The sequence below is a fragment of the Vibrio hyugaensis genome (genome assembly GCF_002906655.1).
Taxonomy (GTDB): domain Bacteria; phylum Pseudomonadota; class Gammaproteobacteria; order Enterobacterales; family Vibrionaceae; genus Vibrio; species Vibrio hyugaensis.
On the sequence record NZ_CP025794.1, the window covers coordinates 872773 to 895774 of the forward strand.

The window sequence follows — 23002 nt, forward strand, 5'->3', positions numbered from 1 at the left end:
CAGCAGTCTGAGGGCTGCATGATGCAGCCCTTTTGATTTCTGATAAAAAGTCAGCAGTTAAACGTTCAGTAACGGGTCCACGTTGATGTATTTGCCCAACTCTTTACGTTTTGCACTCGGGATATAAGGGATCTCACCGAGTTTTGGTGCATCTAGGCGTTCTTCAAGCATATCAATGATTTCTGCGTAGTGCTCAGTGCCCGGATTTACTCGGTTTGCCACCCAACCTACGAGATTCAAACCATCCGCTTTGATGATCTCAGCAGTGAGCAAAGCATGGCTCAAACAGCCCAGTTTAATACCGACAACCAATACAACTGGCAACTGCTCTTGCTGTACCCAAGTCGACAAGCTATCTGTATCAGACACAGGAACACGCCAACCACCAGCCCCTTCCACAAGAACAATGTCTGATTGCTCTTTGTGTTGAGCCAATTTTTCACTCAATACTTCGTACTTAATTTCTACATGTTCATGCTTTGCGGCGATGTGAGGAGAAGCTGGCAATTCCAAAGCGTATGGGTTTACATCATCGTACGCGATATCTAGCGTTGCCGCTTTTTGCAAATGCAACGCATCAGAATTACGCCAACCTTGCTCAGTTTTATCGCTTCCTGCTGCCACTGGTTTATAACCAATGGTATTTAGCCCTTTTGCCGCTAATGCTTGCAGAATGGCTTTAGACGCTACGGTTTTGCCTACATCAGTATCCGTACCAGCAATAAAAAAAGCATCAATCATAGATGTATTACTCCAAAACAAACCTGATAACTTGCAGGTAGAAGACCTTGATCATTTCTAAATGCTTGGTACGCGCCCTCAACTTGCAACAAAGTGCGACGGCTCGTTAGGCCATGTGAGCGCCCGCTTACGTGATTTGCACCAATGCCTTTGAGATCACGCATGACAGAAAACGCTGAATCGTACCAAACTGTGATGGGGGTCAAGTCTAGATGATGGTTGTGGCACCAAGATTGCGCTAACGCAATTTTTACCTGATTGTGGGTAATAAAGTTATTCACGTGTTGATATGCATCAATTTTTGACCACGATTCGCGCAACTCATACAGAGAGCCATCCATTAGTGTCGAAAAGCAGCCAGTGCCTCCCTTTTTTAACACACGACGAATTTCTCTAAGTGGGTAACTGAGATCCGCACACCACTGCAATGCCAAGCTGGAGAAAACATAATCAAAACTATCGTCCTCAAAAGACAAATTTTCAGCATCAGCTAACTGGTACTGCATTCGGTGTGCACCACAACGCTGCTTCGCTTTATCTAACATAGCTTGTGAGATATCACCACAAACCACTTCGGCGCCACGTTGTTGGAGCAGTTGAGAGAAGTAGCCCGTACCACACCCCAAGTCTAAGACTCGTTTATTGGTTAAGTCGTCAGGCAGTTTTTGTAATAGCCTTTGTCCCACATCACGTTGAAACGCGGCATGCCGGTCGTAGGTATCTGCTGCTTTGCCAAAAGACGACGCTATCGCCTCTTTATCTTGAAGGAAATTGTCTAACGCAACGTGCTCTGCATTATCCATTACTGCGCTCCTAATGCTTGCTTCAGTGCCATTGAAAGCGTTTGTATTTGTTCTTTAGTGTGATTGGCCGTCAGTGTAATTCGGAGTCGTGAGGTCCCTTTCGGAACCGTTGGTGGGCGAATCGCGCTCACCCAAATACCGTTTTGACGACAAGCGCTTGCAACCTGTAAGGCCAGTTCCGATTCACCAATCATAAATGGCTTAATCGAAGTTTGCGTTTCGACAAAACCGTCGAGATCGTTGAAGCTATCTCGATAAACTTCACTAAGCTCTGTAAGCTTTTCACGTCGCCAAGACTGCTCTTGAACCATCGAGACAGCATGTGTCAGCGCGTAGGCTTGTGCTGGAGGCATCGCCGTGGAATACACATGGTGACGAGCAAACTGAGTTAAAAAGTCTCCCGTTGCGTGATCACATAGAATGGCAGCGCCAGACATTCCAAATGCTTTGCCGAAGGTAACGATCAATATCTCGGGCTTAACCATCGCCAATTCGCAAGAACCACCACCAGACTCACCAAGAACACCAATGCCATGAGCGTCGTCTACGGCAAGCCATGCATCATAGTTCCCAGTGACTTCAGCAATATTCGCAAGCGGTGCACAATCGCCGTCCATGCTGAATACCCCTTCGGTCACCACAAGGTTGTTATCTTCACCGCTTATGAGTGATGAAAGGTGCTCGATGTCATTGTGCTTGAAGCGCTTCATCTTAGCCGGTGACAACGCCCCCGCTTCCATCAATGAAGCATGATTCAAACGGTCTTGAATGAGTACGTCTGATTTTTCTAGTAAGGTAAACAACAAGGCTTGATTAGCACTGAATCCCGAACTAAACAGAATTGCTCTGTCGTAGCCCAACCATTCGGTCAGTGCGGCCTCTAAATTGCTGTGTGCTGCACTAAAGCCAGTGACCATTGGTGATGCCCCACTGCCACTGCCGTATACACTTAAACCTTGCTGCCATGCACGAACGAGCGCTTGGTCATTGGCCAAGCCCAAATAATCATTACTTGAGAAATTAATGTAGCGTCTGCCTTCGTGTTCTAAAACGGACTGGTTACCGGCAAACACCACATTCATAGAACGATTCAACCCTTGCGTTTTACGCTCAGCAAGGGCGGACTCGATACGAGATTTAAACGCTGGCATCGTAGAAAAGGTCGTCTTTTGTTGGACGTGCAGCAACGCGCTCTACGACGCGATCCAGCAACTCGTTTTCTTCGATTTCATCAGGTTTTTGAGACACCTCTTGGCTGTTGATGCCGAGCTTGTTAAACAGCATCATGTCCTTGTCTTCAGAAGGGTTTGGCGTGGTCAGAAGTTTGCAGCCATAGAAGACGGAGTTTGCACCAGCCATAAAGCACAGCGCTTGCATCTGCTCGTTCATATCTTCACGGCCAGCCGATAAACGAACCGCAGACATAGGCATCATAATGCGGGCAATTGCTATCAAACGAATAAAGTCAAAGGGCTCAACGTCATCCACTTCTTCCAGTGGTGTGCCCTTCACCTTCACGAGCATGTTGATTGGCACGCTTTCCGGATGTGTTGGTAAGTTAGCCAGTTCCACAAACAAACCTGCTCGGTCATTGGCACTTTCGCCCATGCCGATAATGCCACCAGAACAGATCTTCATTCCGGCATCACGTACGTGAGACAGGGTATCTAAACGGTCTTGGTAAGTACGTGTGGTAATGATGTTGCCGTAAAACTCAGGTGAGGTATCAAGGTTGTGGTTATAGTAATCCAGACCAGCGGTTGCCAGTTGCTTAGCTTGATCTGGCGTTAACATTCCAAGCGTCATACACGTTTCTAGACCCATGCCCTTCACACCTTTGATCATGTCGGTCAAATGCGGCATGTCACGCTCTTTCGGGTTTTTCCATGCTGCGCCCATACAAAATCGGGTTGAGCCAGCGTTTTTCGCTTTTTGTGCAGCATCGAGTACACGTTCAACTTCCATCAGACGCTCTTTTTCGATGTCTGTGGTGTAACGAGCACTCTGAGGACAGTACTTACAATCTTCTGGACAAGCACCTGTCTTAATCGACAGAAGCGTGCTTACTTGAACATGGTTGGTTTGTTGATATTGACGATGTACAAGCTGCGCTTCGAATAGGAGATCCATGAATGGTTTTTCCATGAGATCGCGCACTTCAGCATGCGTCCAGTTATGACGAACTTCCACGTGTATTCCTTTAGTCACTTTTGTTGTTGTGTTGACAGTCTACTGAGTCTCGATAAACTGTCAACACAACACAAAAGAACAAAGTTTACATCTGTTTATTTTTTAATCTCAATTATTATTGGAATCGCACATGGATCTCGCCTTCGACCGCCAGCATATCTGGCATCCTTACACTTCGACATTGACACCTCTGACCTGCTACCCAGTAGAATCCGCAAATGGTGTTCACATTAAATTGGAAGACGGTACAGAGCTTGTCGATGGCATGTCTTCTTGGTGGTCGACGATCCACGGCTATAACCATCCGCACTTAAATCAAGCCGCTCACCAGCAGATCGATCGGGTCTCTCACGTGATGTTTGGCGGGATTACCCACCAGCCAGCAATCAGTTTGTGTAAGAAGTTGCTATCCCTCGCACCAAGTAACCTTGAACATGTATTCCTTGCCGACTCAGGCTCTGTTGCTGTAGAAGTCAGCTTGAAAATGGCGCTGCAATATTGGCATGCGAAGGGCGAACGCAGACCAAAGTTTCTTACTTTGCGACACGGTTATCACGGCGACACTTTCGCGGCAATGTCGGTTACCGACCCAGATAACTCGATGCACTCCCTCTATAAAGGCTTTTTACCTGAGCATATCTTTGCGGAGTCACCAACTTGTGGATACTGGGACGAATGGAAGCCAGAAGATCTTGCTGACTTTGAGCACAAGATTGAGACGCACCATCAAGAACTCGCTGCGGTGATTCTAGAGCCTATCGTTCAAGGCGCCGGCGGCATGCGTATCTACCATCCAGAATTTCTCAAAGGCGTGCGTAGGCTTTGTGACAAATACGGCTTGTTATTGATTGCAGATGAGATCGCAACCGGATTTGGGCGCACAGGCAAATTGTTTGCCTGCGAACATGCAGATATTCAACCAGACATTCTGTGTGTCGGGAAAGCACTCACTGGCGGCTACATGACGCTATCAGCGACCCTAGCCAGCAAACACGTCGCAGACACCGTTTGTGGCGGTGATGCTGGGTGTTTTATGCACGGTCCAACCTTTATGGGGAATCCACTCGCTTGTGCTGTAGCTACTGCAAGTTTGGAATTGATCGAACAAGGTGATTGGAAGCAGCAAACCCAACAAATCGAAACACTGTTTTCTGAATTACTGCCAAAACTTGAAGAATACGAGTTGGTGAAGAACACCCGTTGGTTAGGTGCAATTGGTGTTGTAGAAACGCATCGCCCAGTGAATATGGAAACCATCCAAGCCTTGTTTGTTGAACACGGAGTTTGGATTCGTCCATTTGGCAAACTGATTTATATGATGCCGCCGTTCATCAGCAAGCCGGAAGATATTGAGAAGCTAGTTAATGCGATTGATGCTGCTTTGCAACGTAAAGACTGCTTCGCTTCATAGTCCAATTCAACACGAAAACGGTTTGAGTATTAAACTCAAACCGTCTCTTTATTTATTAGAACAGTAAAGCTATCGAAGTTGACTGTCTTTACTCGCTCGTCGATTGAATAATACTTGGCGTTGAGACACCAATTCGATTGTTGACTGACATTCGATACACAAACGAACGCCTTTCATAGCAAGACGACGCGCTTCCGGAATCTCATCACCACACTCATCGCAGTAATGGGCGCTTTCACCCTTTGTGATACTGCCACGAACACGGGAAATCTCGTCGTCTATTGTGTTTTGAATTTGTTGGCTGACGCTATCGTCGTTTGCCCACCCTACGGCCATAAGCCCTCCTCGTTACTTGAATGAGAAAATCTACTTACCGTGGTAAGGTGGATGATTATATCGATTACAAATAACAAGATAATTAGGGTAAATTTGAAAACACTATTACACTTTGGTAATAATCATTCTGTAATCGATTATTCGGCTCTCTCTTGGAAAAGCAATGCAAGGTGACTCATACTCCCTTCCTCACATTGGAAATACTGCGTGTGCTCTGACTCTCTCAAAGTAACACTGAGTATCTTATCTGCCTCATTAAACTCCTCGCTAAAGTACTCACTGACTAATATGACGCGCTCACCAATACTAAATTCCAGTGACTTCTCATCTACCAACGCTCGATGGTAATGTTCGACACTATAATCTTGAGGTTTTATCCGCTGTAAAACTGGGCTTTGATTCACAATGGACTTATTAAAGATAAGCCCGCCTTTGCCTTGCTCTATCGAAATACTAAAGTTCATAGTTTGGTTTACCGCGCATTCAAAGACTTTTCTATGCGAGGTGTTAGCAACAGCAAACGTGCTCATCATGGCAGCACCTAAACCCCAAATAACCACCAATCGTTTCATTACCATTCAGACAACACAGTAAATAGCGCTTGTTCAGACATACGGGTTAATACATACCCATGTGAAGATGAATAAGAGCCACTGAGTACACTATTCTCTTTCGTAATAACGATATCTTCGATGCCATCAAGATTGTAATCACCTTTTGCTACAACCGTAATAACTTGAAAACCGTCAGTCGAGTCGTAGTACTCCGCTCTCAATTCGCTGACGATCCGAGTTCTTTGGATGTGGTCCGCTTCATCCCACGTTGATAGCTTCTTTGCTTTCTTCGCACTCTCGTCAGAAATAACAAAAGCAAGCGCACTTGGAGCTAAACTAGGAAAGCTATCATCTAACTTAAAATCCGATATAAATGAGCGCTTAGAGGCAGCTAACTTTGCCATCTCACTCCATGTTTGACACTGTGTTAAGTACGCTTTAAACGCACCGTATTCATAAGCTTTAGCCGCAGTAAAGCCCGCTGAGTTTGCAGTAGCTAAGTCTTTGCAATTAGACACTGAGTTTGTGTCATCAGACGCACTTCTCAACTCAAGCTCATACCCCCAGTCTAGTGAATTACGCAGCTGCATATTTTCTTTGGAAGGTTGCGCTACTTCGCGCGCGAAAAAGAGGTCGGTTCGCTCACTATCTAAGTAACGAGGCTGAATAAATTCACTTGCGACGACACTCTCGCTAGCGAGCAAGGTGAGCGCAAAAGTAGCAAGCAATGAAAAATGGTTTAGTGACATAACGTTTAGCAACAAGGACAAATAAGGCCGTTAGATTGTCACGTTGAAAACCGCTTAGAAAAATATCATTTGTTACGCACTATCAGATTCTGGGCGAACTCATCATTACACGGTGCATTAATATACAAACAGTACGTTTTCACGCGACGCAGATAACAAAAAACCCAGCACTGAGGCCTGTCTCTTGATCACAAGTCTAGTGATCAAGAGACATTGCGAGTTCGTAGCCTTCAAGGATGGTTTGTAGTTTAAACCATCCTTCCCAAAGCACCTTTATTGAAGCTCTACCCGTCCTCTTGGTATCTTTCCAACCGCCTAATTTAGCGAGATTTTTGTACGCCCAGCCCATATCGGGCACTTCTTTAGGTAACGTCTTACTTTCTAGTTTCAACCACAGTAGCTTCCAAGCTTTTTTGCCCAATACCTTTTCACAACTTTCTTTCGTTAGCTCATCAACTTCTTTAATGAAGCGTAACGCCAATAAACGCGTAGCAACAAAGGCATAGATGACACTTAATCTCTCTAAGTTATCTTTACTTTGTAGCCTGAGTGACTCCACATCTGTCCCTTCACTTTTCCAGACTTTATGAAAATCTTCAATCAGCCATCTGCGCTCGTAATAACCGATAATTCTCATAGCGTCTTCAACGTTGTTTATTGGCTCCGACGTCAAGAGGTGCCATGCTAACTTGTCTTTTGATGTCCCTTGCTCAAGGCAACCAACATAATAAACAGGTATGCCTGCGTGCTCTTTTTTGTTTGCCGGAGCCTTTAATGTCACCTGACCATATTTAACATCAAGCTTTACATCTCTCGCTTTTCTCCCTCCTTTTTGGGGGATGGTAAGCTCTTTTGTCTCGACGCTTGGTAACGCTTGCGCATAGTCGTAAAGCTTTTGAGCGTGCTCTTCTAGACAACGACTTTGCATTGAACGAACGACAAAACGCTGCTGATGTTGACGTTTATAAGTTAAGTATTCGAATAGGTCAGCTTCTCGGTCACAGACCGAGATAACATCTAACATTTTATCCCCTAGGCGTTCAACGACACGGCGAGAAGCTTGCTCCCATTTGTAACTCTCTTTCTCCTTATAAGGACGAGTCGCGTGTTGGTGCTTTTGCCCACGCTTAGTAATATCTCGGCTCCATCGTTGCTGCTCTATCAGGCCAACAATGGTCTGACTTTGTGGTGCAAAAAGTAACGTCGAATGTACGTGGAGAGCTCGAATTCTATCGCCTTGATTCGTGTGCCCGAGTTCATCTTTTATACTTCGATGCGGAAAACTGAGCGTTGTTGTATCTTCAAGCGCGAGTAATTCCTCATGCTCGTTAGCTCGGGATACAGTTGATTGAAAGCCTGCTTCTGCGATGTCTTTTGCATCGATGTTTTCATTGCGGATAAAGCGATATGCACCTTCCATATCGGCGGGAGAAAAAGGAAGTTTAGCCACGGAGACTCCTGGTTGATTAGCAATGGAAGTCGCTAAACTGATGAGGCGTTGTGTTCTTCGAGGGTCTTTAAGTTGTGCTTGTCCAAATTGTTCTTGTGCCCAAAGTTTAGCGTCTGAGTGTGTCATCTTAGTGTTTCAGTAAGGATTACTAAGTGATCAGATCGCACACACGTGAAAGAGTTCAAAAAAAATCCCCAAGCTACAAGCTTGGGGATTTGTGTATAAGAGACAGGCACTGAGGCTGGGTTTTGATGTTCTAGTGGTTAATGCATTAACCGATGTGCGTTGCGCCCGCCATGTACTTTTGAAGTACAGTAGGGATTGCAATGCGACCGTCTGCTTCTTGGTTGTTTTCTAGAATAGCAACCATGGTACGACCTACAGCTAGACCAGAACCGTTTAGCGTGTGTACAAGTTCAGGTTTCTTCTCACCTTTACGACGGAAACGCGCTTGCATACGACGAGCTTGGAAGTCCCACATGTTAGAACATGAAGAGATTTCACGGTAAGTTTCTTGAGCAGGAACCCACACTTCTAGGTCGTAAGTTTTACGAGCACCGAAGCCCATGTCACCTGTACATAGAACAACCTTACGGTAAGGAAGTTCAAGAAGCTGTAGAACTTTCTCAGCGTGACCTGTTAGTTCTTCTAGCGCGTTCATTGAATCTTCTGGCTTAGTGATTTGTACTAGCTCAACTTTGTCGAACTGGTGCATACGAATCAGACCACGTGTATCACGACCGTAAGAACCGGCTTCAGAACGGAAACATGGAGTGTGAGCTGTCATCTTAAGTGGTAGATCCGCTTCGTCAGAAATCGTGTCACGAACTAGGTTCGTTACAGGCACTTCTGCTGTCGGGATTAGAGACAGTTTACGTGGTTCTTCGTCGTTTACTTTTTCTACTAGCGGCTCTGTGTGGAAAAGGTCTTTACCAAACTTAGGAAGCTGACCAGTACCGAATAGGCTGTCAGAGTTTACTAGGTAAGGTACGTACATTTCAGTGTAGCCGTGCTCTTCTGTGTGAAGATCCAACATGAATTGAGCGATCGCACGATGTAGACGAGCAAATTGGCCTTTCATCACGATAAAACGTGCACCAGTGATCTTAACTGCGCTTGCGAAATCAAGACCGCCACCCATTTCACCTAGGTCAACGTGATCTTTCAGATCGAAGTCGTAAGTCTTTGGCTCACCCCAACGAGAGATTTCAACGTTGTCGTTTTCATCTTTGCCATCTGGCACTTCATCTGCTGGGATGTTTGGTACAGAAAGCGTGAATTCGTCTAGTTGAGCCATTACTTGCTCAAGTTCAACTTTCTTCGCATCAAGATCGCTACCTAGCGTACCGATTTGTTTCTTGATTTCTTCTGCGCCTTCTTTGTCGCCAGCCGCCATTTTTTGGCCGATTTGCTTGGAGATGGAGTTACGCGTGGATTGTAAATTTTCTACTTCTACTTGAATGGACTTACGTTGTTCTTCAAGTTTACGAATAGTATCTACGTCTAGCTTAAAGCCACGACGCGCCAGTTTAGCAGCTGTTTCATCCAGCTCTGTACGAAGTAATTTAGAATCCAGCATTGTTAATCCTATGCTTTTTGTTGTGAAATCACGCGCACTTTCCAAGCGTGCGCGTTAAAAAAATTTACTGAACAAATGTATCCAAAAACGCCTACTTTTCATAGCGCTTTTGTGGGCTATTTGCGTCTAAAGTAGCCAAGTAATCTAACTTTTCGCCGATTTTGGTCTCTAGACCACGATTTGTCGGCTGATAGTACCTACGATCGCCCATTTCAGGTGGCAAATATTGCTCACCAGCAGCGTAAGCGCCAGGCTCATCGTGCGCGTAACGATACTCTGCCCCATAACCCATATCTTTCATCAAACTGGTTGGTGCGTTTCGAAGGTGATGCGGCACTTCATATTCAGGTAAGTTATGAGCGTCCGTGAGCGCTTGTTTCCACGCCACATATACCGCATTACTTTTTGGCGCACACGCTAAGTACACGATCGCCTGTGCAATCGCACGTTCACCTTCTGCTGGACCAACACGGGTAAAGCAATCCCAAGCAGACAGTGCCACTTGCATTGCGCGAGGGTCAGCGTTGCCTACATCTTCAGAAGCAATCGCCAATAAACGTCGAGCAATGTACAAAGGATCACAGCCAGCAGCAATCATACGCGCAGACCAATACAGCGCGGCATCAGGGTTAGAGCCACGAATCGACTTGTGTACAGCAGAAATAAGGTCGTACCAAATATCGCCCTTGTTATCGAAACGGGAAACCTTCTCTCCCGCCACTTCAGCAAGCAGCCTTAAGCTTATCTCTTTTTCGCCTTGCTCATTGTCCTCTGCCATATCGTAGAGTAGCTCAAGGTAATTGAGAGACATACGAGCGTCGCCGTTAACCAGCTCAGCTAAACGGTCCAGTACATTGTCGGCAAAGTTCGCAGGCGTATTACCAAGGCCGCGTTGTTTGTCGTTAATCGCTTGATTCAGTGCCAGTGAGATTTCATCCTTATCGAGAGACGTCAGCTTGTACACGCGAGCACGAGACAACAATGCGTTATTCAGCTCAAACGATGGGTTCTCTGTCGTCGCACCGATAAAAGTCACCGTGCCATCTTCGATATGTGGCAAAAACGCGTCTTGCTGTGATTTATTAAAGCGATGCACCTCATCCACGAATAGGATGGTACGACGACCCGCCATTTTGTTCTCACGCGCTTTCTCGATAGCAGCACGAATCTCTTTCACGCCTGAGGTCACAGCTGATACACGTTCTACTTCTGCGTTGGCGTAGTTTGCCGCCACTTCCGCTAGCGTCGTCTTACCTGTGCCCGGAGGCCCCCACAGAATCATGGAGTGAATATGTCCAGCCTCTAACGCACGGCGTAGCGGCTTGCCAGGATCTAAAATGTGCTGCTGACCGATGTACTGTTCAATCGTTTCCGGTCTCATACGTGCAGCAAGGGGACGAAAATCTTCGTCCCCCGAGAAATCTAATGTGTAATTGCTCACTACCTATTAATTCCTTTGGTCATCCACTTCCACACCATCTGGAATTGTGAATGTAAATCTGTCTGCTTTGGGTTTACCAAGCTTCACATTTTTGAACGTGAACAAGCCTTTTTGCCCATCTTGTTCCACTACATTGAAGCCTTTTACCACACCTTTGGCATCAATATTAATCTGGAATTGACCTTGTGTGGAGTCTACCGCCGTAGGAATGAGGGTGAATTCGTCACCTTTTTGCGAAATCTTGTAGTTATCCCAATCACTTGCACGATTACGAGTTAACAAAACAAATGGCGTTTGCTCAGTAGCTTGTTCTTGCCAGTAAATACTCACTTGCTCGATAAATGGGCTGTAGTACCACAACGTTTTACCATCAGAGACAAGCAAGTTCTCATCCGGGAATGTGGTGCTCCAACGGAACAGACTTGGACGAGAAATCTCAACCGTTCCTTCCCCTTCCATGACGGTTTCACCTTCAGGACTGATGACCTGTTGAGAAAAATCCGCACTGAAGCCTTCGTTTATCGCTAGGCGTTTGCTTAGTTCATCTTTTGGAGACGCTGCATGTGCAGTTGAAAAGAGAGAGAAGCTTAAAACAAGCGCAGAGAATAGTTTCGCTGGAAATAGTTTTTTCATTCAGATACCTATCAGAGGGTCAAAGACCTAAAGTTGCTCACCTCAGTTCGACTGAGGTGAGTAAGACAAGTTCATTAATCTTTTGGTGGCGCAGGAGCAAGGACTTCGCGGTTTCCGTTATGGCCCGGCGCACTCACGATGCCTTGTGCTTCCAGTTGCTCTACGATACGCGCAGCTCGGTTGTAACCAATCTTGAATCGACGTTGAACGCCCGATACAGAACCGCGACGAGACTGAACGACGTGTTCCACAACTTGATCGAACAATGGATCGACTTCTTCGTCAGATTCCATTTGTTCACCCGGTAGCAAGGCTTCAGGACCTTGGTCACCACTGATGATTTCATCAATGTAGTTTGGCTTACCGCGCGCTTTCCAGTTATTTACAACAGCATGAACATCATCATCCGATGCAAAAGCACCGTGAACACGTGTCGTATGACTAGAACCAGGCGGTAAGTAAAGCATATCACCCATACCAAGTAGCGACTCTGCGCCACCTTGGTCAAGAATGGTACGTGAGTCGGTCTTCGTCGATACCGTAAACGCAACACGAGTTGGGATGTTTGCTTTAATGAGACCAGTAATTACATCAACCGATGGACGCTGAGTCGCAAGGATTAAGTGAATACCTGCTGCACGAGCTTTCTGAGCAAGACGCGCAATCAGTTCTTCAACTTTCTTACCCACAACCATCATAAGGTCGGCAAATTCATCGACAACCACAACGATGTAAGGCAGTTTTTCTAGCAACGGCGGCTCAGTATCCATACTGTCGCCTTCTTGCCAGAATGGGTCGTGAATTGGGTGGCCAGCATCTGCTGCCATCTTCAACTTCTCGTTAAAGCCTTTCACGTTACGCACGCCCAATGCAGACATCAGTTTGTAACGACGCTCCATCTCGCCTACACACCAACGTAGTGCGTTAGACGCATCTTTCATATCAGTTACAACTTCAGAAAGAAGATGAGGAATACCTTCGTAGATTGAAAGCTCCAACATTTTAGGGTCGATCATGATGAAACGTAGGTCTTCTGGAGACGCTTTGTAAAGCATACTCAAGATCATCACGTTTACACCGACTGATTTACCAGAACCAGTGGTACCAGCAACCAGCACGTGAGGCATCTTCGCAATGTCGGCAATCACCGCTTCACCCGCGATGTCTTGACCAAGAACGACCGTTGTTGGTGACGTGGCTTGTTCAAACTGAGGGCTACTGATTACATCAGATAGGAATACCGTCTGACGGCTCATGTTAGGAAGCTCTAGACCGATGTATGGTTTACCCGGAATCACTTCAACAACACGCACGGCCATAGCAGAAAGTGCACGCGCTAAGTCCATTGATAGACCAGAGATTCGACTTACTTTCACACCCGGAGCCAAATCTAGCTCAAAACGAGTGATAACCGGACCTGGGTAAATCCCCACAACATCCGCTTTGATTTTGTAGTCTGCAAGCTTGGTTTCAACCAAACGAGCCACTTGTTCTAGCGCATCACGATCAATAAAGTTTTCACGTTTCTCAGGGTGGTACAACAATTCAATAGTCGGCAATGGCTCTTCTGGTACTGGCAAGTTTTGATCTTGCTGTACCAAGAACGGGTTTTGCTTCGCCGCGACCTTCGCTTGAGCACTCGAAACCAGATTTTGGAACGCTGCTACGTCTTGATCGCCTTCTTGAACTTCTTCTACCTCGACTTCTTGAGGAGCAGGTTCAAACGTTGCCGAAGGTGCCTGCGGTTGAGCTTGAGGTTGAACGGCAACTTGCGGTTGCACATTCTGAGTTGGTGTTACTGTTGATTGCTGTGGTTCAGCGTGAACAGGTTGAGCTTGATGAACAGTTTGCGGTGCTACGAATTCATCTTCTTCATCCAATACATCAAAGTTAGAAATCGTTGGTTCGATGTGTTGGTTCGGCTCTGTCTGTTCAGTGATGTTATCAAGAGAAGCCGAATCAATCATTGGCTCATCTTGCTGATGTACTGTGTCTTGAGCAACATAAGACTGCTGAATTTGCTCCGCTTCGAACTGCTCGTATTCAGAGTACATTGATTCATGCTCAACAGGCTCAGACACAAAAGGTTCAGCTTGAGCGATCTGCTCACGTTGCACATACGGTTCAGCCTGAACGTCAACTTGAGGTTGAACTGGCGCTTGGTATGAAGCTTGTTCTGATTGCGCAGCATAAGCAGGCTGAACAGGTGTCGGCTCAATAGGTTGCTGTATCGGCGCTGCGACATTTTCTTGTGCAACTGGCACTGGTTGAACTTCATCCGCCCAGTCATCCGCTTGTTGTGCCGCGGCTTCTAACTCTTCAATCGTGACATTAAGTTGCTTAGTGCGTTCAACCGTTGGGTCCACGTTGTCAGTGTTTACTGCTTGAACAGGCTCAACAGGCTGTGCTTGAACAGGTGCCGCTTGAGCAGCAGTTTGAGCAATAGAGGCAGGGATAACAACTGACTGCGGAGCAGGCTCGGCCGGTTTCGGTGAAACAGACTGAGATGTAGCTTGTTCTGCCGCCGCGGATTGAGGCATGTAGATTGGGTACTCATGCGCAGGAACCGACTCTTTTGGTTCATCCACTTCGTACGCGGTTAAGTGCGGTAGCGGCTCATCTTCCAGATCGTCACCACGACGTTTCGTCATAACACGATCGTCAACAAACTCATCCAATTGTGGTTCTAGCGTTTCTTGCTCTGAGCCACGTGCCTTATTAGTGACTGCAGCAATCAGACCCAAAGCGCGATCGCCAAGCCACTCGACAATTTTTAACCAAGAGATACCACTAAATAGCGTAAAGCCTGCGCCCCACAAGAACAGTAATACCAAGGTTGTGCCAAGCACATTCAACGTTGGTAACGCGAGACTCGTCAGCACATCACCAACAACACCGCCAGAAGAGAAATACCAAATGTCGTCAAAGTTAATGTCTGCAAGACCACAGCTGGTAAGAATAAGGATAACTAAACCTAATAGACGGGTTCCCCACAGCATTAGGTCAATTGGATCGTCCTCTGAGCGTTTACGACAGATCACCCATGCCCCTGCAGTAAGCAAGAATGGCAGTGGATACGCTAGGGAACCAAATGTGAAAAATAGCGTGTCGGCAAGCCAAGCGCCGAACAAACCACCAGCGTTATCGATCTCTCCGCCCCAAGCAGTTTGGGACCAAGACGGATCGGCTGGGCTAAACGTAAATAGTGCAACGGCCAACAATACCGAACTAAGAACGCCAACGATAAAGCAGCACTCTTTTAAGCGTTGGAAGCCATTAAGACGCGAAGACTGAGGCTCTTCACTGGTTTTGATGATGGTTTCGACTTTCTTTGCGTTCTCTTTGAACATAAATCAACTTGAATATGGAAATGAATTAGGAATAAGCAAAACATTCCGAGCGGCAAAAGCCGCTCGGTAAATTGATTTAACCATATCAAAGAGAAAAACCCAATTACTCTATCGAGAAAGCGGAAGCATTTACCGCTTTCTTTGCAAGAATTTAACGAGTTTTAATCACAAGCTGGTTACTTTGCTTCACTTCTTCCATAACTACGTAGGTGCGAGTGTCATTTACGCCAGGTAGACGTAGTAACGTATCGCCAAGTAGTCGACGGTAAGCACCCATATCAGATACACGGGTTTTTAGAAGATAGTCGAAATCACCTGATACTAGATGACACTCTTGAATGTCGTCTAGCTTTTGAACAGCTGCGTTAAACTGTTCGAATACATCTGGCGCACCACGGTTAAGCGTAATTTCTACGAATACCAATAGTGATGCATCTAGGAACTGCGGGTTTAATAGCGCAGTGTAACCTGTGATGTAACCTTGACGCTCTAAGCGACGCACACGCTCCAAACACGGCGTTGGAGAAAGTCCTACACGTTTTGAAAGTTCAACGTTCGAAATACGACCGTCTTTCTGCAGTTCATTAAGAATGTTGCGGTCGATACGGTCTAGTTCCTTGGACGGCTTCTTATAGTTCTCTGCCATTTTTTATTCCACCTTATTACTTCCTTGCAAAAAAATATACTACAACTTTTTAATATTTGGTGCCAAATATTACAAATCAACATCTATACTAGATATTAATTCGACAATAACACCCTACAAACAGTTAATACAACCATTTTAGAAAGAGGACACAGGATGATCATTGGCGTACCTAAGGAAATCAAAAACCACGAATACCGTGTGGGAATGATCCCAGCTAGCGTGAGAGAACTTATCTCACATGGTCACCAAGTTTTAGTTGAGACCAATGCAGGTGCCGGCATTGGTTTTTCAGACGATGATTACATCGCTGTAGGCGCATCCATTCTTCCTACTGCTGCAGACGTCTTTGCGAAAGCAGACATGATTGTAAAAGTAAAAGAACCACAAACCGTCGAGAGAGCAATGCTCCGCGAAGGGCAGATTTTATTTACTTATTTACACCTAGCACCAGATTTTCCACAAACTGATGAGCTAATCAAGAGCAAAGCTGTCTGTATAGCGTATGAGACTGTAACAGATAATATGGGTCGTTTGCCACTGTTAGCACCAATGTCAGAAGTAGCAGGTCGGATGTCTATCCAAGCTGGTGCACAAACGCTGGAAAAATCACACGGTGGCCGTGGTTTACTGCTAGGTGGTGTACCTGGTGTTGAGCCTGCGAAAGTCGTTGTTGTTGGCGGTGGTGTCGTTGGTGCGAACGCAGCTCGTATGGCTGTTGGTCTTCGTGCTGACGTAACAATCCTAGACCGCAACGTAGATACACTGCGTAAACTAGACGAAGAATTCCAAGGCCGCGCGAAAGTGGTTTATTCTACAGAAGACGCGATCGAGAAGCATGTTCTAGAAGCTGACCTAGTGATTGGTGCAGTTCTAATCCCTGGTGCAGCTGCTCCTAAACTAGTAACAAAAGAGCACATCGCTAAGATGAAGCCAGGCGCAGCGGTCGTTGACGTAGCAATCGACCAAGGTGGCTGTTTTGAAACTTCTCACGCAACGACACACGCAGAGCCAACTTACATCGTTGACGAAGTTGTTCACTACTGTGTGGCTAACATGCCGGGTGCCGTTGCTCGCACATCAACATTTGCACTGAACAACGCAACACTGCCTTACATCGTAAAACTCGCGAATAAAGGCTACCGTGAAGCGCTTCTAGCAGATAACGGATTCCTAGAAGGCTTGAACGTTATCCACGGTAAAGTGACTTGTAAAGAGGTTGCTGAGAGCTTTGACCTAGAATACGTTGAACCAGAGAAAGCTATCGCAATGTTCAACTAATGACAAAATAACGCACAAATTGTCACGTTTTGTTTACAAAAGCCCACTGAGAAGTGGGCTTTTTTGTATAGAGCATTTAATTATAAAAAAGATCTAAAACTTATAAGCACAAATTAAAATGTTTCGAGGTGTAACTGATTTAGCGCAAAATTCTGCCAATCTAACACGATAACCACGTTCTTCAAGATAAAGTGCTTTGTCTAAAGCAAGCCAAATCTCCAATGGTCGTTGAAACACCAATTGAACCAAACTCAAACGCTCCATCTGCCAAAAACGCTGCTCAGCCAAGTTTTCAAACTTCGAGAAGTCAATATCTTGAGTCAACTCGATATCCTTTTGCTCTGCGGCCCAATGGCACAAAGATTCAAAACCATCACTTAATTGCGACTTACGAATACTCGGCACCGGTTGATATTCGGTCACCCCTAACGCTTGTCGCGTGATCAAATCAAACCCTAAGCGAAACACCATTTCTTGCTGACGATGACGGCGCACACGCTCACCTCCAGTCACAGTTTGCTGTAAAGGAATACGAAGCTCTTGCTTGGACAAAGAAAGAGAAGAAGCGCTGCCCTGCTCCGACATTGGCTGATATTGCTCAGACTGAATCAAATGGTAACAGCAAGGCGAGATTGTCATCGCGGCGATGCCGTTTTCGCTGCCGTACTGCATTAATCGAACATGGAGATCGCCACATGCGTGCAATGCCACCGCATGTTGTGTCGGCTTGAACACGGCTTTTGCCGCAGAATCAAACGCGTCACCTTGAATAAACGTCATGTTCCAATGATGCTCATTCGCCGCTTGTTGCCCTGAATCACACAGTGCTTGTTGGAATTCAAAGCTCGTCACTGGCTGGTTCGTTTGTGTGGTAAGAATTCGCCCTAAATAGCCTTTGCCTGAGCACCACTCTAACCATTCTTTGCCGTGATGATGTTGAATAGCCGCCTCGCCCATCGAACTTATTTGCTCTAACTTGCGGCCAGGAATACCACTGTCTAGACCGCGAGCAAGCTCCAATCCATTTAATGAAAGTGTTTCTAAACGAGTAAGAGCGGCAAGCTGTTCAAGATCAGGTAAACAAGTTCCGATCGCTTTTAATAAAAGCTCAGGTTCTGATTTGTATTCTTCGATCTGAGAAGGAGTAAGAGACGCTAACCATCGACACAACTGAGGGTGTTGCTCTTGCCAAGGTAATGATGCGTGAACGCTGCTTTTAAAGGGCTCAAATCGCCACAACGATTGATTCTCGATTAAGCAGTCATTAATAAATTGAAATTGCGTTTTCATAGCTCCCCTACAACGAGCGCATTGTAGAGGGAATCGAAACTTGAATGAAGTGTTATCTGACCGGAAGCTCGATGTCTTTAAACATCTCTTCGATTTCCGTATTGGATTTAAGCGAGATCGCCTGTTCCACAACCGGACGAGTCAAGTGCGGCGCAAAGCGCTCCATAAAGTCGAACATGTAAGAGCGTAAGAACGTACCGCGACGGAAGCCAATGCTGGTCGTACTCGCACCAAACAAGTGGCTCGCATCAATCGCCACCAAATCACCATCTTGGTCGTGATCGACTGCCATGCTCGCAATCACACCAACACCAACCCCCATACGAACGTAAGTCTTAATGACGTCTGCGTCCGTAGCGGTAAATACTACTCGTGGTGTTAGACCTTCGCGGTTGAATGCGGTATCAAGCTCAGAGCGACCCGTAAAGCCAAACACGTAAGTCACCAGCGGATACGCCGCCAAATCGTGGATCGTTACTTTATCTTTCTTCGCTAGTGGGTGGTCTTTTGGTACCACGATAGAGCGATTCCAGTGGTAACAAGGCAGCATGATCGCATCTTGATAAAGGTGAAGCGCTTCCGTTGCAATCGCAAAATTCGCCGTACCTTTTGCGATAGCCTCAGACATTTGGGATGGTGTGCCTTGGTGCATGTGCAGTGACACTTTCGGGTAACGCGCCGTAAAGCCCTTAATCACATCAGGCAACGCATAACGTGCTTGGGTATGTGTAGTAGAAATGTTCAGCGTACCCATTTCAGGGTGGGTGTGCTCCCCTGCTACCGCTTTAATGCTTTCAACGCGAGCGAGGATCTCTTGAGAAATTCGCACGATTTCTTCACCAGCGGGTGTCACCTGCGTTAAGTGTTTACCACTTCGTTCGAAGATCTGAATACCCAATTCATCTTCCAGCAAACGTACCTGTTTACTGATACCCGGTTGGGATGTGTATAGGCTCTCTGCCGTCGCAGAAACATTCAGATTATGGTTCACAACCTCAACAATGTACTTCAGTTGTTGCAGCTTCATCGTAATCCCTTACTCATTTATCGAGATAATAACGTCATACCCATCGTGGCCGCTCTCCCGAGCATATGAATGCACACGATATAATGTTTAGTTATAACGTGTTAGCAACTAAATGAACAGTAATTTCTAACTTATACCCGAAGCTCATAGCAAGGTCGTTCAGCGCTGCCAATATGCAAAGGGTTGAATCATTAAAAATAGGTTTTTTCAGGAGCTCACCGCATTCCCTACTGATTTCCACAGGAAAACGTGTTTGGAGCAAAATAATCAGATAAATAGGGTGCCGAGAAAGATAAGATTCATGTATTCTTGAACGCTGGACACAGAAAAGTAACAAGTAGTAGAAGCAAAGATATGAATTTGACTTTAATAATCGCTTTGGTTGCCATCCTACTGGTATTGATCCTTGGCTATAACATCATGTTGCAGTACAAGGTAAAAGTAGAGACCGCGAAAAGACAGGAGTCTGCTCGCTATGTGGCGCTGATTGACGGTACTGAAGAGCTCATCGGGCACGCTCATCATATTCCTTTCAGCAAGGACTTACTGCTGTGTCTTAACAACCGTATTCTTGATGCACTTGAAAGCATGCGCGACCTTGATCCAAAGAACAAGCAGCTCGTGCAGCGCATCGAAAACATGAAGCAGCAAATTTCTCAATTGAATGAGAGCAGCGCAAACGGCGAAAGCACCACATTCAAGATGCCGAGCAGCGATAAACAAGCCATTGTAATGTTAAAGCTCGTCAAACGTCTTCGTGATGCGGTTCGTAATGAGCACAACAAAGGCCGTTTAGATACGCAAACTTACGTAACAGAGAACGCGCGTCTGGAAACCATGCAGATTCGAATTAACATCGAAAACGTTATAAAGCGTGCGAATGATTCTATTGCTCGTGGCCAGCCAGGCACTGCACTGCAACTGCTTCGTAAAGGCATTGATGCCCTAAGTACAAAGAACGATGCGTACTCGATTCAAGCAAAACAAAAGCTGGAAGAAATGCTTGGTGATCTAGACAAGAAACGCCAAGACAAGAATGAAGCAGAGATGCAGCAGCTTGCCGATAAAGAACGCGACAGTGATATGGATGCGCTCTTCGGCGAAAAGAAAAAGTGGTAAACTCTCCACAAGCTTTTCGCACTACTCGATTAAAGGCTGCGTTTGCGGCCTTTTTTGTATCTTGTATTTGCTCAAGATGCCGATGGTTACACCAAAACAGAATACAAAGTACTAAGAACTAAAATGATTAATCTCGACGCCTATCAGGACCTTCTTGCTCCAATTAACCAATTCTTGCAATGCAGCACCCCAGATGAATGGGTTGAGGAAGCAAAGAAACCCGAAAACCTGCCAACGATTTTAGTAGATCACCTACTGTGTGAACTCAAAGCAGGTCAGTCTGCTATGCTTTTAATCCGCAAATACGCAGTAGACGACGCAAGCTCACTTGCCCTACTTGATTGGTTCAAACCTTATGAGGACTTCGCTTACCGCAAAACTGGCTCACTCGAGACCTTAAAAGGTAAGAGCAACATTTCCAAAGCGATTATTGCTAAGTCGGATTCACCATACAGCCAAGATCTTATTGATAAGATGGTTCTGCTGATCAAAGAAGAGCTGCACCACTTCTACCAAGTTCTAGAAATCATGGAAAGCCGTAGCGTGGAATACAAAAACATTCCGGCAAGCCGCTATGCCAAAACGCTGCTTTCGCACATGAAGACATACGAGCCAGAAACTTTGATTGATAAGCTCATCATCGGTGCCTACATCGAAGCTCGCTCGTGTGAACGTTTCGCCAAACTGGCTCCGCACATGGATGACGATATCGCCAAGTTCTATGTTTCTCTATTGCGTTCAGAAGCACGCCATTACCAAGATTACCTAGTTCTGGCAGAACAAATTGCAGGAAAAGACATCAGCGAGCGTGTGGCGGAATTTGGTCGCATCGAAGCAGAACTGATTTCAACACCAGATGAAGATTTTAAGTTCCACAGTGGCGTTCCAGTGTTAGCGGCGTAGATCATAAACCCGACGTTAAATAGCAAAAAGCCGGACATCGCGTCCGGCTTTTCTGTATCTTGTTCGTCGCTTTCGAGAATAACACATTTCAGGCTACTCGTAGCATAAAAGTCGTCACCCCAGCAAGACTAAGGATCTACTTTCTACGAGACTAGGGTCTGTTGACCTTTTGAGCTGATTTTTGCAGCGAATTGTTGGACATTTATACAAGGCAGAGACTTTACTGTGTAGCTAGCCTACATGAGAAGTCGATAACGCAGTAGAAATGACCAACAAACGCTGCCCGAAGGGTTCGGCTAGGCGCCCCCGGCTAAAACGATTTTGACTAGGTGTCCCTATCCGAACAAAATTCAACCGCGAAAGGCCAACAGACCCTAATTAGTTAAGAGTCGGCTGCTCGCAAACTAAGAACGCGCACTCAACTCAATACGTTGTAAATTCGCATCAATACTCTGGTCGCCTTTGAGCCTTTCCCAAAGCTGCCCTAACAAATCTAAGCTGCGTTCACTTGGATAACGCTCAGTCGATTCTAATAGCTGCCACTCACCGTTCGCTCCCTTCTCAGCAAAGATAAACTCGAACGACAAGTTGTTAGACATACCCAAACGTAGGTCCGACACAATCAATGCATCGTCTTCTACGCGGTAGTTGAGGTAATCGTGAGAGAAAGCCTTAAGCCCTTTCAATGTATCGGGCTTGTCAGCCAATGGCCAACTCCCAAGTGGGTGAGAGACAAAATCAATATGGTCGCTGCCATCAAGAACAGACGCCAATCCTTCCCAATATTGCCCTTCATCCATGACCACTACACGCCACAAGAATGTGTTAAACGGCGTTGGCGTAATCAATACCTGTTGGTTCGGTAAGTTCTGCGCAAGTAAGTTTTGCTCAACCCGAGACGAGATCATCTGCTGAGAAGCATAACCCCAGCCAAGATAAAGCGTCGAAATCAGCACCACGCTTTGGCACCAGCGTCCACCGCGCGTTTTAGAAAACAGTGCCACACCAATCGCCAATAATAATGGCAAGGTATAAAGCGGATCGATAATGAACACATTCCGCAGCTCAAAATAGCCCTCAAACGGCCAGATCAGCTGCGTGCCATAAGTGGTCATCGCATCCAACAAGGTATGTGTAACAAACACGCTTACAGTCAGAAAGAAAACGCGTGAAAGATTCCAGAAAGCATCTGGTCGCCAACGACAATAAAGCCACGAGATCAACAACGCAAAAGGAGGCAAAACGAGTAGAGAGTGGCTAAAGCCTCGATGCTTAATCGTATTTTGCACCGCATCGCCATAATCTAGCATCACGTCTAAATCTGGCAATGTTCCCAGTAGTGCGCCTGACAGCAGTACTTTCGCGTTACAATGTTTACCTGCAATTGCGCCAGCAACCGTTGCGCCCAAAGCTGCTTGTGTGATTGAATCCATACCCTGTTATCTATACTCATTCATGACAAAGATTGATTGAGTCGAAAACTAAAACGCAATCTCATG

The 23002-nt window shown here is 46.0% G+C and carries 20 protein-coding genes; 4 read left to right on the forward strand and 16 right to left on the reverse strand.

Going from position 1 to position 23002, the window contains the following annotated elements; translation table 11 throughout:
* Window positions 1-57: 57 nt before the first annotated feature.
* From bioD to bioB, 4 genes are read right to left on the reverse strand one after another with little or no spacing between them, the layout of a single operon-like run.
* Window positions 58-741: a dethiobiotin synthase gene (gene bioD / locus C1S74_RS04685; protein WP_045401180.1), complete on the reverse strand. Its 684-nt coding sequence runs from the start codon at window positions 739-741 to the stop codon at window positions 58-60.
* Window positions 738-1544, reverse strand: coding sequence for a malonyl-ACP O-methyltransferase BioC (gene bioC / locus C1S74_RS04690; protein WP_045401179.1), 807 nt, complete (start codon window positions 1542-1544; stop codon window positions 738-740). The genes bioD and bioC overlap by 4 nt, the downstream gene beginning before the upstream one ends.
* Window positions 1544-2695, reverse strand: coding sequence for an 8-amino-7-oxononanoate synthase (bioF, locus tag C1S74_RS04695; protein ID WP_045401177.1), 1152 nt, complete (start codon window positions 2693-2695; stop codon window positions 1544-1546). Before bioF ends, bioC begins: the two co-directional genes overlap by 1 nt.
* Window positions 2682-3734, reverse strand: a complete 1053-nt coding sequence (gene bioB, locus C1S74_RS04700; protein ID WP_045401176.1) for a biotin synthase BioB — start codon at window positions 3732-3734, stop codon at window positions 2682-2684. The genes bioF and bioB overlap by 14 nt, the downstream gene beginning before the upstream one ends.
* Before the next feature lie 130 nt (window positions 3735-3864).
* On the opposite strand from bioB, the gene bioA reads away from it, so the two are divergent.
* On the forward strand, window positions 3865-5145 hold the full coding sequence (gene bioA, locus C1S74_RS04705; protein ID WP_045401175.1) for an adenosylmethionine--8-amino-7-oxononanoate transaminase: 1281 nt from the start codon (window positions 3865-3867) through the stop codon (window positions 5143-5145).
* Window positions 5146-5214: 69 nt separating this feature from the next.
* Here bioA and C1S74_RS04710 read toward each other — a convergent pair whose 3' ends face one another.
* The 9 genes from C1S74_RS04710 to lrp form a co-directional block, all read right to left on the reverse strand.
* Complete coding sequence (locus C1S74_RS04710) at window positions 5215-5481, reverse strand: DksA/TraR family C4-type zinc finger protein (protein WP_045401173.1); 267 nt, start codon at window positions 5479-5481, stop codon at window positions 5215-5217.
* A 137-nt stretch (window positions 5482-5618) separates the two neighbouring features.
* Window positions 5619-6059, reverse strand: coding sequence for a hypothetical protein (locus C1S74_RS04715; protein WP_082039073.1), 441 nt, complete (start codon window positions 6057-6059; stop codon window positions 5619-5621).
* Window positions 6053-6784 (reverse strand): hypothetical protein, encoded by a 732-nt coding sequence (locus tag C1S74_RS04720; RefSeq protein WP_045401167.1) that lies wholly within the window; start codon window positions 6782-6784, stop codon window positions 6053-6055. Before C1S74_RS04720 ends, C1S74_RS04715 begins: the two co-directional genes overlap by 7 nt.
* Window positions 6785-6980: 196 nt before the next feature.
* Window positions 6981-8360: an IS4 family transposase gene (locus C1S74_RS04725; protein WP_103415241.1), complete on the reverse strand. Its 1380-nt coding sequence runs from the start codon at window positions 8358-8360 to the stop codon at window positions 6981-6983.
* Window positions 8361-8505: 145 nt separating this feature from the next.
* On the reverse strand, window positions 8506-9813 hold the full coding sequence (gene serS, locus C1S74_RS04730; protein ID WP_042605009.1) for a serine--tRNA ligase: 1308 nt from the start codon (window positions 9811-9813) through the stop codon (window positions 8506-8508).
* A gap of 91 nt (window positions 9814-9904) precedes the next feature.
* Window positions 9905-11194 (reverse strand): replication-associated recombination protein A, encoded by a 1290-nt coding sequence (locus C1S74_RS04735; RefSeq protein WP_269425254.1) that lies wholly within the window; start codon window positions 11192-11194, stop codon window positions 9905-9907.
* Window positions 11195-11260: 66 nt separating this feature from the next.
* Complete coding sequence (gene lolA, locus C1S74_RS04740) at window positions 11261-11887, reverse strand: outer membrane lipoprotein periplasmic chaperone LolA (protein WP_045403078.1); 627 nt, start codon at window positions 11885-11887, stop codon at window positions 11261-11263.
* 74 nt (window positions 11888-11961) lie between these two features.
* Window positions 11962-15237 (reverse strand): DNA translocase FtsK, encoded by a 3276-nt coding sequence (locus C1S74_RS04745; RefSeq protein ID WP_045403076.1) that lies wholly within the window; start codon window positions 15235-15237, stop codon window positions 11962-11964.
* A 151-nt stretch (window positions 15238-15388) separates the two neighbouring features.
* On the reverse strand, window positions 15389-15883 hold the full coding sequence (lrp, locus tag C1S74_RS04750) for a leucine-responsive transcriptional regulator Lrp (RefSeq protein ID WP_009842652.1): 495 nt from the start codon (window positions 15881-15883) through the stop codon (window positions 15389-15391).
* A gap of 156 nt (window positions 15884-16039) precedes the next feature.
* On the opposite strand from lrp, the gene ald reads away from it, so the two are divergent.
* The gene (ald, locus tag C1S74_RS04755; RefSeq protein WP_045403075.1) at window positions 16040-17164 is read left to right on the forward strand and encodes an alanine dehydrogenase; all 1125 of its coding nucleotides are present in this window, start codon (window positions 16040-16042) and stop codon (window positions 17162-17164) included.
* A gap of 93 nt (window positions 17165-17257) precedes the next feature.
* Here the strand turns inward: ald and C1S74_RS04760 are convergent, their stop codons facing one another.
* Both C1S74_RS04760 and cysB read right to left on the reverse strand, forming a co-directional pair.
* Window positions 17258-18454: a methyltransferase gene (locus C1S74_RS04760; protein ID WP_045403073.1), complete on the reverse strand. Its 1197-nt coding sequence runs from the start codon at window positions 18452-18454 to the stop codon at window positions 17258-17260.
* Window positions 18455-18506: 52 nt separating this feature from the next.
* Complete coding sequence (gene cysB / locus C1S74_RS04765) at window positions 18507-19481, reverse strand: HTH-type transcriptional regulator CysB (RefSeq protein ID WP_038867045.1); 975 nt, start codon at window positions 19479-19481, stop codon at window positions 18507-18509.
* Window positions 19482-19835: 354 nt separating this feature from the next.
* Between cysB and C1S74_RS04770 the strand changes: the two genes are divergently transcribed.
* Entirely contained in the window at window positions 19836-20600 is a 765-nt protein-coding gene (locus tag C1S74_RS04770) for a hypothetical protein (RefSeq protein ID WP_038867041.1), read from the forward strand.
* Between the two features lie 123 nt (window positions 20601-20723).
* Complete coding sequence (gene miaE, locus C1S74_RS04775; RefSeq protein WP_045403071.1) at window positions 20724-21503, forward strand: tRNA isopentenyl-2-thiomethyl-A-37 hydroxylase MiaE; 780 nt, start codon at window positions 20724-20726, stop codon at window positions 21501-21503.
* A 404-nt stretch (window positions 21504-21907) separates the two neighbouring features.
* Here the strand turns inward: miaE and C1S74_RS04785 are convergent, their stop codons facing one another.
* Window positions 21908-22936 (reverse strand): metal-dependent hydrolase, encoded by a 1029-nt coding sequence (locus tag C1S74_RS04785; protein ID WP_045403070.1) that lies wholly within the window; start codon window positions 22934-22936, stop codon window positions 21908-21910.
* Between the last annotated feature and the right edge of the window lie 66 nt (window positions 22937-23002).